This is a genomic window from Kitasatospora sp. NPDC127121 (genome assembly GCF_042677305.1).
Taxonomy (GTDB): domain Bacteria; phylum Actinomycetota; class Actinomycetes; order Streptomycetales; family Streptomycetaceae; genus Kitasatospora.
This window is the reverse complement of sequence record NZ_JBHXTQ010000014.1, coordinates 60,105-74,337: the sequence shown is the minus strand read 5'-3', so window position 1 is coordinate 74,337 and position 14,233 is coordinate 60,105. Positions and strand designations below refer to the sequence as shown.

The following is a 14,233-nucleotide window of genomic DNA, read 5'->3' as shown; positions in this document are numbered from 1 at the left end:
CTGCGCGATGCGCTCCTCCTTGGTCATGTTGGTCACCTCCTCTCGGAATCGGACAACGGGCCTCCCCTGTCGCTGCTGTCGCCTTCGTTGCCCAGGCTCAGAGCCTGCCCGGGCTGTCGGCGACGTCGGGGAGGAAGCTCACGAAGTCGACGTCCTTGCGCCGGCCGGTGCTGTGGAAGTCGCCGTCGTCGACTTCCCGCACCCGGCACCGGACGTCCGTGCCGAGGACGTCCGCGAGACTGCGGGTCAGCTCCGTCGTGTCCGCAGCGGTGAACGCAGGAGCGGGCGAGACCAGCACGGACACGGAGAAGTCGGCCTCCTGCACGACTTGGTAGCGGCGGACCGGGTGGCGGCGGACAGCCCGGACGGCCCAGAGCACGGGGACCGCCGTCCCGTCCGGCCGGCGAAGCTCCCCCGGGTTCCGCCCCTCCACCAAGTCCATCACCTTGTGCGGGAGGCCACACGCGCACGGCGCCCCTGCCAGCGAGCCGAAGTCCCCCGTCCGGTAGCGGATGAGGGGCATCGCCAGATTGGTCAGATCGGTGATCACGACCTCCCCGACGCTGCCCTCCGGCACCGGCACACCATCGTCGTCGACGACCTCCAACCACAGACGCTCCGACTCGATGTGGTAGGAGCCCAGCGCACACTGCACCGCGATGGTGCCGACTTCCTTCATCGCATACATGTCGGTCACCGTCAGCCCGAAGAAGTCCGCGAGTGCCTCCCGAGCGGCGGGGACGAGAAGCTCCCCGCACGACACGACGGACCGCACCGACGGCAGGCGGCCGCCGTGCTGCCCCAGCAGCCCCATGAAGTCCATGAGGTTACGCGGAGACCCCGTCAGCACGTCGGGGCGGAAGCCCCTCGCCCGGTCGGCGAACCCGGCACGGTCGGGTGCCGTGCGTCCGGCCGTGCCGAACTGCGCAACGCGCGAGAACCCCATCCCGGGAGAGGTGTACTCGAACCAGTGGTCGAGTCGCGCGAGACACGGCATCAGCACCTTTCGGTCGAACGCCAACCCCGCTCGCTCGTTCCGGACGAGCGCGGTGGCCCACTCGTGGACGAACGCGTCGTCATGGCGGATCATCCGCAACGGCACACCACTGGTCCCCGACGTTTCCAGGACCCTGCACACCGCCGGGTCGATGTCGTCGTCGCAGTGGTCGATCATGCCCTCGGCAAGCTGACGCTTGCCCACCAACGGGAAGGCGGACAGTACCCGCCACGGATCCGCCCCGCCGTCGACCGTGATCCCGGTCCGCCGGTACGCCGGGACCGCATCGACGGCGTGCCGGAGCACCGCTGTCAGCCGCTCGCGCTGCATCTCCCTGATCCGTCCGGGCCGCTGCGCGAGTTCGGAGTACAGCGTGCGCTCCCCGTAGATCTGCGGGAAGAGCAGTCCCTCATGAACCATCTGCGAGTGCCAGTGCCGCTCGTTCTCTGTTCCCACCAACGGATCGAATTGCCGCCGCACAGTCCCACTCCACCATTTCATGTCAATCGGAAGAGTCCGAAGAGTCGTCTCCCGTTACTCCTCGGGACACTCAGCGAATCGCTGCCAGGAACCCCCTGCGCCCGACCAGCGTGGCGTCACTCCATGCCTCGGCTGCCCCACCGGTCTCACCGCCTCCGGGCGCTTTCCGGCTGGCCATCGCCAGCGGCCGGCGCGCAGCGTCATGTCGAGTCATCTCATTCGGGCTTCCAGGCTGATCGCACAAGGTTCTTCGAGCGGCTTGTGCCGCCACCCTGGACTACGGCCGAAGGGCCGGTTCCGGCTCACCTGAACCGCTCCTGGCGGGACGGAGCCGGTTCAACGGGTGGCACCAGCGACACAGAGCGGCCGACTCGGCACTGTGGCAGAGCGGGCTCCGGGCACGTTCACTCGGATCCCGGACCGCGCGGGGCAGCAGGTGTGCCAGCGGCGCGGACCCCGATGCCCCATCGCCTCGGCCGGCAGCCTGCAGTTCACGTCCTCCGGCTCCATCGGTAAGCCCTGGGCCGTCTCCCGGAACGTCCCGCCCCCGGCGGGAGGTAGCCGGCCACCCGGCCTAACAGGCCCTCGAACCGACCCAGGCACGGCCCACGCGCTACCGTGACGGCGGCCACCGCTTTCTGCTCCTGGGTCACGCCTCGCCGACCAACGCCAGTGCCAGCGTCAGTACCAGCCGGATCGCGAACTACAGCTGTCGTGAGAAAACGGGAACCCTGCTCAGCAGCCAGAAAGCGCTGCTCGTGCCGAGGCCGTAGGCGAGGTGGGCGGTCAGATCATCGCCCAGCGTCTTGGCGTCGTACCTCCAGATGGGTTTGTAGAGTCCCGCGATCGGAAGCACCACGTATCCGCTGAGCCACACGAGCGCACCGTACGGGAGCCCGTACAGGACGTGGGGCTTGCGCAGCGAGGCGCTGACGGCGCCGTAGAAGGCCGCGTTGCCCACTCCGTAGGACCAGTGCATCAACGTGCTGACGGGGAACGCCGCGCTGTCCGGCAGCTCGCGCCGGGTGAAGGCCTCGACCAGGCGCTTTCCGACCTGCCCGGGATCCGGCGCCTCCTGCCAGGTGTGGACCGGGGCGAACTCCCAGTGCAGGGCGTTGTGTTCGCCGCTGGCCCGGCGCTGGCGCAGGAACCGCGCGGCGTCCATGCAGACGGTGCCGACCACTCCCGCCGTCAGGCCCGCACCGACAGCGCCGAGCGGAGTCAGCTGCTTGCGAGTGCGCATAGGTCGATCGCTCCCGATCCCAGTTCTTTCAGAAGCCGGCGCTCTGGCCGCCGTCGAAGTGCAGGATCTCACCGATGACGAACGAGGCCTGTTCGAGGTGCATGATCGTCGAGATTCATGACCGCCTCGACGACGGCGGCGTACCCGCGCCTGCGGTACGCGCGCGGCGACGACACCCACCGGTTTTCACTCTACTCGGCGCCGAGCCCCGGCGCCGAGTAGAGCTCTTCGGGTGCGGTCGGCGGCCGACCGTACGACGCTGGAGGCAGGCACCGGCCTGTCGAGCGCGGGAGGAGCACAGGTCATGGCCGTTCTGATCGCCGTGAACGTCGGCATGCCCAAGGATGTCCCCTGGCAGGGCAGGACCACCCGCACCGGCATCTGGAAGCACCCCGTCGCCGGGCCCGTGATGGCGCGCCGGCTCAACCTGGACGGCGACGGGCAGGGTGACCTCGCCGGGCACGGCGGCGAGCAACGTGCCGTGCTGGTCTACCAGTTGAACTCCTACCGTCACTGGCAGGAGCACCTGAAGCGGGACGACTTCACGTACGGCCAGTTCGGCGAGAACCTCACCGTGGACGGACTCGCCGACGACGAGGTGTGCATCGGTGACCGCTACGGGATCGGCGGTGCGGTCTTCGAGGTCACCCAACCCCGCGTGACGTGCTACCGCGTGGGGTTGCGGCTCGGCGAGCCGCAGATGGCCGCCCTGCTGGTGTCCCATCGCCGCCCGGGCTTCTACATGCGGGTGCTGACCGAAGGGCCGGTGCGGGCCGGGGACGAGATCGTGAAGATCGCCTCGGGCCCCGAGGAGATGACCGTCGCGGAGATCGACGCGCTGCTCTACCTGCCCGGCCACGCCCGGCCGCAGCTCGAACGGGCCCTGCGCATCGCCGCGTTGAGCCCCGGCTGGAGGACGTCGCTGCGAGCCCTGCTCGACGACGCGGACCACGGCCCCGGCGCCGCGGGTGGAAACCGCGGGCTGACCACCAGCAGCCCGCCGCCGGCCTGGCCCGGGTTCCGTCAGCTCGAAGCCGCCTGCATCGAACCGGAGAGCGCGGACATCTTCTCGCTCACTCTGGCAGCGGTCGACGGCGAACCGCTCCCCGCCGCCCTGCCGGGGCAGTTCCTCACGGTCCGCCTGCGGCCGGACCCACAGGCCTCCCCGATCATCCGCAACTACTCGCTCTCCGGCCGACCGGGCGCCGAGACGTACCGCATCAGTGTCAAGCAGGAGCCGCACGGCGTCGCCAGCACCTACCTGCGCCAGCACGTGAAGGTGGGTGACGTCCTCGATGTCGCCGCTCCGCGCGGCACGTTCCTGCTCACGGACGCGGACACTCCGGTGCTGCTGCTGTCCGCCGGTGTCGGTGCCACCCCGGTCCTGGCCATGCTGCACGCCCTGGCCGCGGAGCACTCGCAGCGCGCGGTGTGGTGGCTGCACGCGGCCCGGGACGGCGAGAACCACCCGTTCGCCGGCGAAGTGCGCACGCTGCTCTCCCAGCTGCCCGCAAGCCGGTCGTTCGTCTCCTACAGCCGCCCGTCCGGCGTCGACCGCCCAGGTGTCGACTACATGGTCAGCGGGCGGTTCAGTCCCGAACGGATCCGCGGCCTGGAGCCGCCTCCGGACGCCGACGCCTACATCTGCGGGCCGAGCGCGTTCATGCGGGACATGACCAGGGCCCTTCAGGCCTGCGGCCTGCCGCCCTCCCGGATCCACACCGAGGTCTTCGGGGCCACGTCCGCCATCACCCCCGGCGTGGCGACCGGACCCGCCCGGGCACCGCACCAGCCGGCCGCTCCTCCCGGCGGCCGCCCGGGGCCGTCCGTGGCCTTCGCGCGCAGCGGGCTGATCGTCCCCTGGCACCCTGACTACGGGACGCTGCTCGGACTCGCCGAGGCGTGCGACGTGCCCGTGCGCTGGTCCTGCCGCACCGGAATCTGTCACACCTGCGAGACCGCGCTCCTCTCCGGCCACGTCGACTACGCCCCGCAGCCCCTGGAGCCCCCCGCCACGGGAAGCGCGCTCATCTGCTGCTCGACACCCCCGGCCGACGTGGTCCTCGACATGTGACCGGATGTGTCCGTAGCCGGGGGCGCCACCGTCGGCGGCGCGATACGTGTGCCAGAGCGCCGACGGAGCACCGGGTTGCGCGCGGTCGGCGCAGCTGCCTAGCGTGGTTGCGTGGGGCATCCCGCCGAACCCGCTCCTGGCATGCGTCCGAGAGGGGATTTCTGCCATGGCAAAAGTGCTTTTCATCGTCAGCGGAGCCACCTACTGGGTGTTGAAGGACGGCACGCGGCACGCGACCGGCTACTGGGCCGAGGAGTTCGCGAACCCGTACAAGATCCTCACGGACGCCGGTCACGAGGTCGTCGTCGCGACGCCGAACGGTGTGACGCCGACCGTCGACATGATGAGCCTGCGCCCCGAGATGGTCGGCGGAAACGACAGCGCCCTGGAACTGGAGGCCATCATCCGTTCCGCGGAGGTGCTGCGTCGACCGCTGCAGCTGTCGGACGTGCGCCTGGAGGACTACGACGCGGTCTACCTGCCGGGCGGTCACGGCCCGATGGCGGACCTGGCGTGGGACGCCGACGTGGGGCGGCTGCTGACCCGGCAACTGGCCTCGGGCAAGCCGCTGTTCATCGTCTGCCACGGTCCCGCCGCGATGCTGGCCACCAGGATCCACGGCGAGTCGCCGTTCAAGGGCTACCACATCACCTGCTTCACCGACGAGGAGGAAGACGGCGTCGGACTCGCCTCCAGGGTGCCGTGGCTGCTGGAGACCGACGTGAAGGCGAAGGTCGGGGTCGACTTCAGCCGCGGTCCGGTCTGGGAGCCTTACATGGTCGAGGACCGCAACCTGGTGACCGGACAGAACCCGGCCTCGGCCGCGGTCCTCGGAAACCGGATGCTGGAGATCCTCAAGTGACCTGTCCTGGAGCGATCCCGCCCAGACACGCGCCCGCGTCGCAGGACGTCGGGCACGTGGTGTTCCGAACGAAAGGGCCATGACGGTGGAAGCGACGGTTGCCCGGGCCCTGCTGGACCGGCACTGGGCCGCATCGAACAGCGGTGACGCGGACGCGGAACACGACATCTACGCCGACGACGTCATCGTCGAGTACCCGCAGTCCGGCGAGGTCATCCGCGGCAGGAGCAACATCCAGGCACTGCGCACCCAACATCCCGCGGTCCGGACCTTCACCGTGCGCAGGATCCTCGGAGCCGACGACCTCTGGGTCACCGAATTCGTGCTCACCTATGACGGCAAACCCACGCAGACGGTGAGCATCATGGAGTTCTCGGCAGGGCGCGTGGTGAGGGAGACGCAGTACTTCGCGGACCCGTTCGACCCGCCGGCCTGGCGATCGCAGTGGGTCGAACCCGGGGAGTGATCCGCCACCGGGGCCAACGGTCACGACAGTTGCAGTTCGTGATCTGGCTGACCCTGGCGCTGGTCGGCAAGCAAGGTCGGCCCCCGGCAGTCCCTGGAACTCCCAGTTCCGACCAATGTTTGGCGGCGGTCGAGCTGATGCACTCAGGGCGAGTCTGACATGGGCGGCAGTCGGTCTGGGAGAACTTCACGCGGACGACCGGGGTGCCTCGATGGAACAGCGCGTCGCGCCACTGGCCGGCTGATGGTGCTCGACGCCTTGTTGGCCCACCTGATCGAGGACTTCGTCCTGCAGTCGGATTGGATGGCGGTGGAGAAGACCAAGCGCTGGTGGCCGGCGATCGCGCACGGCGCCACCTACGGCCTGCCGTTCCTGCTGGTCACCCAGTCACCGATCGCGCTCGCGGTGATCGTGGTGACGCATGTCGTCCTCGATCGCTACCGGGCGGCGAAGTACCTGGTGTGGTCCCAGAACCTGATTGCTCCCGCTGGTCGTCGGGTGGCGTGGGCGGATGTGCAGAAGAACCACGGCTCATCCGTCGCTACCCTGGCCGGTCTGGCGAGCGCCCTGGTCATCGTGGCCGACAACACCGTGCACCTGGCCATCAACGGGTGTGCGCTGGCCTGGTGGGGCTGATACCCGCCCGGTGCCGATCGCCGCGGCCTGCCGGACCAGCTGCGGGGGCTGCGGGTGGTCAGGGCGCCCGATTGGTCATGGAGGCCCGTTGGCCGGCTGCTTGCGCCCGTCCGGCAGTGGCAGGACGAGTTGGAGGGCGCCCAGGTCCAGCGGCTGCGGGCAGGGACCGTCGGAGACAAGCCGGTCGCGATGGTCGAGGCGAGGGTTGCGGACGACGGTGCTCGCGTGGGCGCGGGCCTGGTGGGCGGCCTCGCGGGCGCATTCGGCGACGTCCTGCCGGTGGCGTTGGGCGCGCAACGCGTGCTGGAGGGCGGTGTCGTGGTCGGGGTCGTAGCGCTCTCGGCGTGCCGGGTGAGCGCGTCCAGGAGCGCGGTCTGGTGGTCGGTCAGCTTGCCGTCGGTGCGGGCCTTGTCCTGCTTGCGCAGCCAGGTGCCGGGGCGGAACGCCGGGTCGTCGCCGAGACCGGTGCGCTTGGCCGGGCCGTCCAGGGTGCCGCCGGCGGCGAGGTAGGCGAGCAAGCGGCGGTACGACCTGTTCCAGTCCGGCTCCAGGCGCCACAGCTCGTCAAGGCCGTCGAGCTTCGCGATCTGGTCCTTGGTGAGGTTGTCGGCCTTGCGCTGGCTTCGCGGTCGCCGGGACCGCCAGGTGCCCGTGCTGATGGTGGAAGGCGGCGGCGTAGGCGGCCCCGCGTTCCCAGGCGTTGGCGTTCTTCGACCAGATCATGCCGAGCGCCTCCAGCTCGAACCATTCTTGGAAGGTAGGACAGGCCAACGCGACGCTGGCCGCCTTCACCCCGTACCCGAAAAACACGTCATCCCCCTCCAGGTTCGGAGGGGGATGACGTATCGTCGCAGCAGGCTGGCGTCGAAGGATCTACTACGCGGAGGCCAGCTTCTGAAGTTCCCGGATCAGCCTCAACAACAGGTGTCCATAGCTACGGAACTCCGTGACGGTCGTTGCGTCTTCATCGTTCTCCACCGTCACTGATTCGAGCAGGCCGTCAAGCCTGTCGAGGTCATAGGCGAGATCCCCGAGTTCAGGAACGTCCCTTGCCTGGACTTGGCCGTTGAACACACTGATTGAAATTCCTGCAATATGGGTGTCCAACTGCAGGAGTTCGAATCCTGCGTCGGTGAATTTGAGACTCTTCGGATAATTCGGGAATGGGTGGTCGCGAAACTCCATGTACGCGGCCAGGAATCCCCGACTTTCAGTCCCACCAGGTGACAATCTTTCCATCCTTCGTAAACACTCCTTGACCACCCATGAGGCCGCCGTCTATCTGAAACCCCATGTCCCCGTTCTTCAGCCGAACTTCGCGACGGGAGGCCTTTGGGTCCGAGAAGAGCTTCTTGGCCTCCTTGGTGTACTCGGCAAACGTGCGGCCCTTTCCATGCTTATCCAGGTGGTACTCTGCAGTCGTCATAAGGTCCATATTGGTTCCCACCCAGTCGTCGAGGGCCTTGGCGTCCTCACCGCAGAGCTGGAATGGATTCTTTTTGCCGTTGTGGACGAGAATTGGGGTGTTCCCCGCCACGACGAAGTACGTGTGCAGGCCGTAGACCGTCAGATTGTAGGCCGGCTGCGGAGTGGTGAAGCCAGCGACACTTTTGACGGGTACACCATTGCCGGACGGTGTCCGGAGTACGTCCCCAGTCTTCAGGTCGCTGGCGTCGACCCAGGCCTTCGCGGTTTCCGACCAGAAGGGGTGGTTGTCGGTGGCGGTGACGTTGTGGGCGATGCCGTCCTCGCCTTGGATCTGAAGGTCGGTGAACGCCCTGTCGTCAGGCGTATAGATGACTGCGTCAATGGGGCGGCCGCCGGTTTCGCCCGTGAGTGGATCAGTGGCGAGGACCTGCGCCCCGACAGACACCCGTTCGATGGGCTCGCCGGTCCCGTCGGCCATAAGGACGCGAGTACCGGCGGGGAAGCTGTTCTCCTTCAGGCATGATCCTGGGACTTTGGCGAACAGTTTTTCGAGGAATTTGACGACTTTCCCTGATCCGGGTATTTTCTCAGCCCATTTGGCCAGTTTGGCGATGGCTGCCGCGTCGCCGGCAAGGGGTATGGCACCGGCGCAGGCCAGCAGGGCGTTCTCGACATCCTTCTGGAGGCCGTAGAGGCCGCAGTTGATCAGGTCGGCAATGTCCGCGAAGCCGGGGAAGAAGAGGCCGCCCACCCCTCCGACGGCTTCGAGGAACTTGTGAAGTCCGTCGAGTCCACCGTCGAGGATTTTGTCGACCAGGCCGCCGAGCCACCCTGGGCTGTCGCTCTTGGCCTGCTTGCGCAGCTCCGCCTCGATGGCGGCGAGGGCGTCCTGTTTCTGCTGTTCGGCCCGCTGTTTCGCTTCAGCGCCCGCGTTCTCGACAGCACGGCGCTCGGCCTCCTGCTCGGCCGCGACCATGTCGGTGTACGACTTGAAAGCCTGGGCCCAGGCCTTTCCAGCGCTCTGGCGGTCCTGACCGGCCTCCAGCGCCGCAGTCTGGGCCTTTGCTGCGGACTCGTACGCATCTTGGGCGAACGTGTTCGCCCACGAAGCCGAGACCTGAGCCTGCCGGGCCGAGTACGCCGCCGATGCCTCTGCCTTGCGGGCGGTGCCCTCGGCGGCCGTCGCCGTCTGGGCCGCGGCGGCGGCCCGGTTGGCGCTGGCCTCGGCCTGCTGGGCCTTCGTACGGGCGTCGGCGGCGTAGCCGGCGGCACGGTCGGCGTGTTGGCGGGCCTGGACGGCGTAGCCGTTGGCCTCGGCCGCCGCCTGGCGGGCGATGGCCGCGACCTGTGCGGCCTCGGCGGCGCTCTGTTGGGCGTAGGCGGCGACGGCGGAGGCTTCGGCGATGAAGCGCTGGATCTCGGCGACATGGGTGGCGGTCAGCCGGTCCTTGCGCTGCGCGGTGTACTGCCCGGTCTCGACGAAGGCGCGCAGGACTGTCGGCGGCCCTTCGAGGGCGATGTGTGCCGCGGCCTGGACTTCGGGGCCGCCGGTGCCGGCCAGTTGGGCGGCCTGGACCTGGTCGTCGCTGATCTGCGCCGTGTAGCGGCCGCGGGTGAGGAAGTCGCGCAGGGCGCTCACCGGGCCGTTCAAGGCCGCGCGTGCGGCCTGTTGCACTCCGGGTCCGCTGCTCGCGACGAGCTGGGCGACGCTGATTTGGAGGTCGGGCGCGGCCACCTGGTACTGGCCGGTGTTCAGGAACGCGGTGACCGCGCTCGGCCCGTCGGCGAGGGCATGGGCGGCGGCGGCGCGCACGGCCGGCAGTTCGGAGCCGACGGCAAGGGCACTCGCGCGTTCACGGTCGTCCATCTCGCTGGCGCGGTGGCGTCCGGTCGTGAGGTACTCCAGGACGGCACTGTCGGGGCCGGAGAGTGCGGCGCCGGCGGCGGCCGTGCCCCAGGCGTCCGAGATCCGCATCGACAGCAGGGCCAGCTTGCGGCCGTCCGTGACGATGCGCGTCGTGTCGGGGCCCGGCTGCGCGAGAGCGCCGGCCAGACGATCCGCCTCGTCCTTGACCCGGCGCACCTGCTGGACGGCCTCGCCCGCAGCGGTCTGCTTGTCCTCGTAGAAAGCCTTGGCGTCCCGTGCCTTCTCCACGGCGGCGGCGGTACGGGAGTTGAGGTCTTCCGCCTCCGCGCGCCGCGCGAGGTCCTGGATCGTACTGGCCGCCTCGACGGCGTCGCTCGATTCCTGGGCGGCCACCTGCGCGGCGTCCGCATGCGTGGTGGCTACCTGGGCGGCCTGGGACGCCTCGGTCGCGTGCTGCGCCGCTTCGTCGGCGGCCGTTGCTGCGGCGCGGGCGTGGGCGGCGGCGGATGCGGCCAGCGTCCAGGCACTGGCCGCAGCCTTTGCTGCGTCCCCCGCCAGGGACCTGGCGGCGCCGGCGGCACGGGCGGCCTCTTGGGCGTGGCGGCGGGTGGATGCGGCGGCGGCCTTCGCCCGGGAGGACTGCGCGCCGGCCTGGCCCGCGAAGTCGCCGGCCTGGTCCGCGGAGGCGGCGGCGGCCATCGCGTTGCCGCTGGCGCTCTCCGCGGCATCTGCCGCGTCCTTGCTGGCGGAGGCCGCAACCTTGGTCTGGGTCAGTGCTTGTGCCGAGACGTCCGCGGCGGCTGCCGCCTTGGCCGCGGCCTCCGCCGCCTTGGCCGCGTCACCTGCGCGCGAGCGGTCGGAGACGGCTGCTGCCGCGGACGACCGTGCGGCGGAGGCGGCCTGCGCGGCGCCGGCCGCAGCGTACGCGGCCTGGGAGGCGGCACTGGCGGCGGCGCGCGCCGAGTTCGTCGCCGCCCGCGAGGCCTGCACCGCCGTCTGCGCGGCCCGACCGGCCCGCTCCGCGGCATCGGCCGCCCGTGCGGCGGCCGCCCCGGCTTTGACGCTGTCGTTGCGCGCGGCCTCCGTTTCGGCAGCCGCCCTCGCCGTCGCCTCCTTGGCCAGGGCGGAAGCGGCCACTGCCTGCGCGGCGGACGCCTTCGCCGCCTCCGTCTCACGGACCGCCTGGGCCCCGGCCTCCTGGGCCTGTTGGGCCAGCTGCGCCACGGTGGTGCGCTCCACGTCGCGGGCGCGGGCGACGTGCTGGCCGACGGCGAGGAACTCGCGGACGTCGTCGGCCGTGCCGCTGATCGCCAGGCGGGCGGCGGCCACCGTGTTGGGTCCGCCCTGGCTGAGGATCTGGACCAGCTGTACGCGGTCATCGGCCTCCCGCGCCGTGTACTGGCCGTTGTTCAGGAACGCGTCGACGTCATCCTCGGTGCCGTTCAGCGCGGCCTGCCCGGCCTGTATAACGCCCGGTCCGGCGCCGTTCATCAGCTGGGCGACCCGGACCTGCTGATCGGCCTTCAGCGGTTCACGCCATCCCCCGTCGAGGAACGCGGCGAGTTCCTGGGGCGTGCCGGCCAGCGCCCGGCGTGCCGCCTCCTGCACACCCTTCCCGCCCACGGAGTGGATCTGGGCCGCGCTGACCTGGTCGTCCTGAATCTGTGCGAGTACCTGCTCGCTGTCCAGGAAGCGGCGCACGTCGGCATCCGAGCCGGTGAGTGCGGCCTCCGCCGCGGCTTGGACCCCTGGGCCGCCCTTCTGCCAGAAGATCACCACCCGGGCGCGGTCCGTCAGCGGCACCGGCTGCCCGTCGCCGCCGGCCGCCGAGGCGGGGTTCGTCCCCAGCAGCCCCGCGACGAGGGCCAGCGGCAACATCCCCAGCCACACCCGGCTCATGCCCGCCAGTACTCGGCGTCGCCTTCTGCGCATGGCATAACCACCCCACCCCTGCGTCACGAGAAAACCCCCCGGATCTCACTCAGGCCTCGTTCGAGCACGGCCTGGCTATTGGCATTACGTGAAAGAAGAGCACGAATTCATGGGCCCGGTCCACCCCTGGCAGAAATATTTCGAGCGGCCGGAACCAGGGTCCGAAAATGGAGTTCCCCGCTCCAGTCCCCGAGCCGATGACAGGAGTTCCGGATTCACAGAACCGGGGCCCCTGCTCCTGGTGGGACGGGTGAGGTAGGCGGCCAAACCTTGCCGGACATCGGGCCTTATGGGGCGCCATGCACGGATTTCCACACGTGTCGGCGATATTCAGGGTCGAGGCACAATAGTGACCCTTGACTTTCCCTTGATGATCCCCTCAGGGTGGACGGTGCGTTCTTCGCGTCCCGGCGCCCTGAGTTTCCAGGCGAAAACGGACGCATCCTCGATACTTTTGGCATCTGCAGATCTGTCTGCATGATCAGCCCAGAAAGGGAATCGGATGAGCCGCCGCACGCTCAGCCGGCTGACGACTGCCGCTTTTGCCGCCGTTGTCACCTTCACCGCCGTGGCCGCCGCCTCGGCCGACTCCTCCTCCTCCGCCACCCGGCCCGCCGCCGCCCCGGCTGCCGCGGCCGCCGACCCGACCCCGCCGCCGGCGGTCGAGGACTTCAGCTACCCGGGCGCCAGCCCCTTCCCGAGCCTGAAGCTCCTGCGAGGAGACGGCCACATCCTCCTCGCCGACTGCAACACCGCCACCCAGATCCAGCTCTGGAGCCGGGCCGTCCCCAACCCGGCCGGCGGTCCCTCAGTCTGCTTTCGGGTGAACGGCACCGTCGGCCAGCTCACCCTCGAACTGCCGCAGACGTTCCTCATCCAGACCAACGACCGCGCGGTTCGCGCCAACCTCACCGCCGACGGCGTCGCCCAGACCGTGGACATCCCCAAGGGCGGGATCACCGGCGTCGGCGAGGGCGCCGGCCAGAAGTCGACCATGCTCGTCGAACTCCGCGTCACCGGCTGACCCCGCGCCCGTCGGGCCACTGCCGAGCGGGCACCGACCCGTTACAGAGTCACCCACCGGTCGCAACGGCAACGAAGGAACGTCATCCCATGTTTCGCTCACGCTCACGTACCGCCTGGACGACCGGGGCCGTCACGGCCGCCGCCCTGACGGGTGCCCTGCTCACCGGCACGCCCGCGCCCGCCGTCAGCGGTGACACCCCGCCGACCGGCTCCTACGCGTTCACCGCAAGGATCGACATCGGCAACGGCACACGCGCCTGCTCCGGCGCCCTGATCGACCCGTACTGGATCATCACCGCCGCCTCCTGCTTCGCCGACAACCCCGCCCAACCGGCAACCGTCCCCGCCGGCCCACCCGCACTCAAGACCACCGCCACCATCGGCCGCACCGACCCCACCACCACGGGCCAGGTCCGCGACGTCGCCGAACTCGTCCTCCGCACCGACCGCGACCTGGTCATGCTGCGCCTGGCCAACCCCGTCACCGACATCACCCCACTCGCCCTGTCCACCACCGCCCCCACCGCCGGTGAGGAACTACGGGTGACGGGCTACGGCCGCACCAAGACCGAGTGGGTGCCCGACCAGCTCCACAGCGCAGCCTTCACCGTCGGCGCCATCGACCCGACCGGCCTCGCCATCACCGCCAAGTCCCCCGCAGACGCCGCCGTCTGCAAGGGCGACACCGGCGGCCCCGCACTACGACCGGTCGGCGACCACTACGAACTCGCCGCCCTCAACAGCCGCTCCTGGCAGAACAACTGCCTCGGCTCCACCGAAACCACCCACACCGGCGCTTACAACACCCGCACCGACGACCTCGCCACCTGGATCCAACAGACCACCTCAGCATGGTCCGCTGTGATGGCCAGTCGGACCGGGGGCCGCAACACCGTCTACAACCCAGACACCAAGACCGCAGAGATCTTCACGCTGACCACCGACGGCACCATGACCAACGCCCACTACAACACCGACGGCAAAGACTGGTCCGGCTGGTTCACGATCGGCGCCGGGGGGCACTTCACGGGCACTCCCGCCGTCGTCTATAACCCGGTCACCAATGCCGTTGAGCTCTTCGCGATCGGTACGGACCGATCGCTGTACCGCACCACCTGGACCCGTGCCACCGGTTGGGGATCCTGGACGATGACCGGCGACTGGAAGTTCACCGACAGCCCCACCACCGTCTACAACCCGGACACCAAGACCGCAGAGGTCT

11 protein-coding genes are annotated in these 14,233 nt (G+C 69.6%); 6 read left to right on the top strand and 5 right to left on the bottom strand.

Annotated elements, in window-relative coordinates:
- Positions 1-97: 97 nt before the first annotated feature.
- Entirely contained in the window at positions 98-1,453 is a 1,356-nt protein-coding gene (locus ACFVHI_RS10585) for a phenylacetate--CoA ligase family protein (protein ID WP_380337748.1), read from the bottom strand.
- A gap of 727 nt (positions 1,454-2,180) precedes the next feature.
- A complete protein-coding gene (locus ACFVHI_RS10580) occupies positions 2,181-2,720 on the bottom strand; it encodes a hypothetical protein (protein WP_380337745.1) in 540 nt (179 codons plus the stop codon).
- Between the two features lie 304 nt (positions 2,721-3,024).
- Here ACFVHI_RS10580 and ACFVHI_RS10575 point away from each other — a divergent pair, with 304 nt between their 5' ends.
- The 4 genes from ACFVHI_RS10575 (at position 3,025) to ACFVHI_RS10560 (ending at position 6,758) form a co-directional block, all read left to right on the top strand.
- A complete protein-coding gene (locus ACFVHI_RS10575; protein ID WP_380337742.1) occupies positions 3,025-4,794 on the top strand; it encodes an MOSC domain-containing protein in 1,770 nt (589 codons plus the stop codon).
- A 166-nt stretch (positions 4,795-4,960) separates the two neighbouring features.
- Positions 4,961-5,656 carry a type 1 glutamine amidotransferase domain-containing protein gene (locus ACFVHI_RS10570; RefSeq protein ID WP_380337738.1) on the top strand — a complete coding sequence of 232 codons (696 nt, stop codon included), beginning with the start codon at positions 4,961-4,963 and terminating at the stop codon, positions 5,654-5,656.
- Positions 5,657-5,735: 79 nt separating this feature from the next.
- Positions 5,736-6,122, top strand: coding sequence for a nuclear transport factor 2 family protein (locus ACFVHI_RS10565; RefSeq protein ID WP_380337735.1), 387 nt, complete (start codon positions 5,736-5,738; stop codon positions 6,120-6,122).
- 243 nt (positions 6,123-6,365) lie between these two features.
- Positions 6,366-6,758 (top strand): DUF3307 domain-containing protein, encoded by a 393-nt coding sequence (locus tag ACFVHI_RS10560; RefSeq protein WP_380337732.1) that lies wholly within the window; start codon positions 6,366-6,368, stop codon positions 6,756-6,758.
- Between the two features lie 75 nt (positions 6,759-6,833).
- Here ACFVHI_RS10560 and ACFVHI_RS10555 read toward each other — a convergent pair whose 3' ends face one another.
- The 3 genes from ACFVHI_RS10555 to ACFVHI_RS10545 all read right to left on the bottom strand — a co-directional run bounded on the left by ACFVHI_RS10555 (position 6,834) and on the right by ACFVHI_RS10545 (position 11,952).
- Positions 6,834-7,055 (bottom strand): hypothetical protein, encoded by a 222-nt coding sequence (locus ACFVHI_RS10555; RefSeq protein ID WP_380337729.1) that lies wholly within the window; start codon positions 7,053-7,055, stop codon positions 6,834-6,836.
- Positions 7,056-7,634: 579 nt separating this feature from the next.
- Positions 7,635-7,943: a hypothetical protein gene (locus tag ACFVHI_RS10550; RefSeq protein ID WP_380337727.1), complete on the bottom strand. Its 309-nt coding sequence runs from the start codon at positions 7,941-7,943 to the stop codon at positions 7,635-7,637.
- 25 nt (positions 7,944-7,968) lie between these two features.
- A complete protein-coding gene (locus tag ACFVHI_RS10545; protein ID WP_380337724.1) occupies positions 7,969-11,952 on the bottom strand; it encodes a polymorphic toxin-type HINT domain-containing protein in 3,984 nt (1,327 codons plus the stop codon).
- 535 nt (positions 11,953-12,487) lie between these two features.
- Here ACFVHI_RS10545 and ACFVHI_RS10540 point away from each other — a divergent pair.
- The gene (locus ACFVHI_RS10540; protein ID WP_380337721.1) at positions 12,488-13,009 is read left to right on the top strand and encodes a hypothetical protein; all 522 of its coding nucleotides are present in this window, start codon (positions 12,488-12,490) and stop codon (positions 13,007-13,009) included.
- A gap of 89 nt (positions 13,010-13,098) precedes the next feature.
- Positions 13,099-14,233 (top strand): trypsin-like serine protease (locus ACFVHI_RS10535; protein ID WP_380337718.1); only part of this gene is annotated, 1,135 nt, incomplete at its 3' end.

What these genes read in the sequence shown, in the direction of transcription:
- ACFVHI_RS10580 (WP_380337745.1), bottom strand. Translation starts at nt 2,720, where the DNA reads ATGCGCACTCGCAAGCAGCTGACTCCGCTCGGCGCTGTCGGTGCGGGC.
- ACFVHI_RS10575 (WP_380337742.1), top strand. Translation starts at nt 3,025, where the DNA reads ATGGCCGTTCTGATCGCCGTGAACGTCGGCATGCCCAAGGATGTCCCC.
- ACFVHI_RS10570 (WP_380337738.1), top strand. Translation starts at nt 4,961, where the DNA reads ATGGCAAAAGTGCTTTTCATCGTCAGCGGAGCCACCTACTGGGTGTTG.
- ACFVHI_RS10565 (WP_380337735.1), top strand. Translation starts at nt 5,736, where the DNA reads ATGACGGTGGAAGCGACGGTTGCCCGGGCCCTGCTGGACCGGCACTGG.
- ACFVHI_RS10560 (WP_380337732.1), top strand. Translation starts at nt 6,366, where the DNA reads ATGGTGCTCGACGCCTTGTTGGCCCACCTGATCGAGGACTTCGTCCTG.
- ACFVHI_RS10550 (WP_380337727.1), bottom strand. Translation starts at nt 7,943, where the DNA reads ATGGAGTTTCGCGACCACCCATTCCCGAATTATCCGAAGAGTCTCAAA.
- ACFVHI_RS10545 (WP_380337724.1), bottom strand. Translation starts at nt 11,952, where the DNA reads ATGAGCCGGGTGTGGCTGGGGATGTTGCCGCTGGCCCTCGTCGCGGGG.
- ACFVHI_RS10540 (WP_380337721.1), top strand. Translation starts at nt 12,488, where the DNA reads ATGAGCCGCCGCACGCTCAGCCGGCTGACGACTGCCGCTTTTGCCGCC.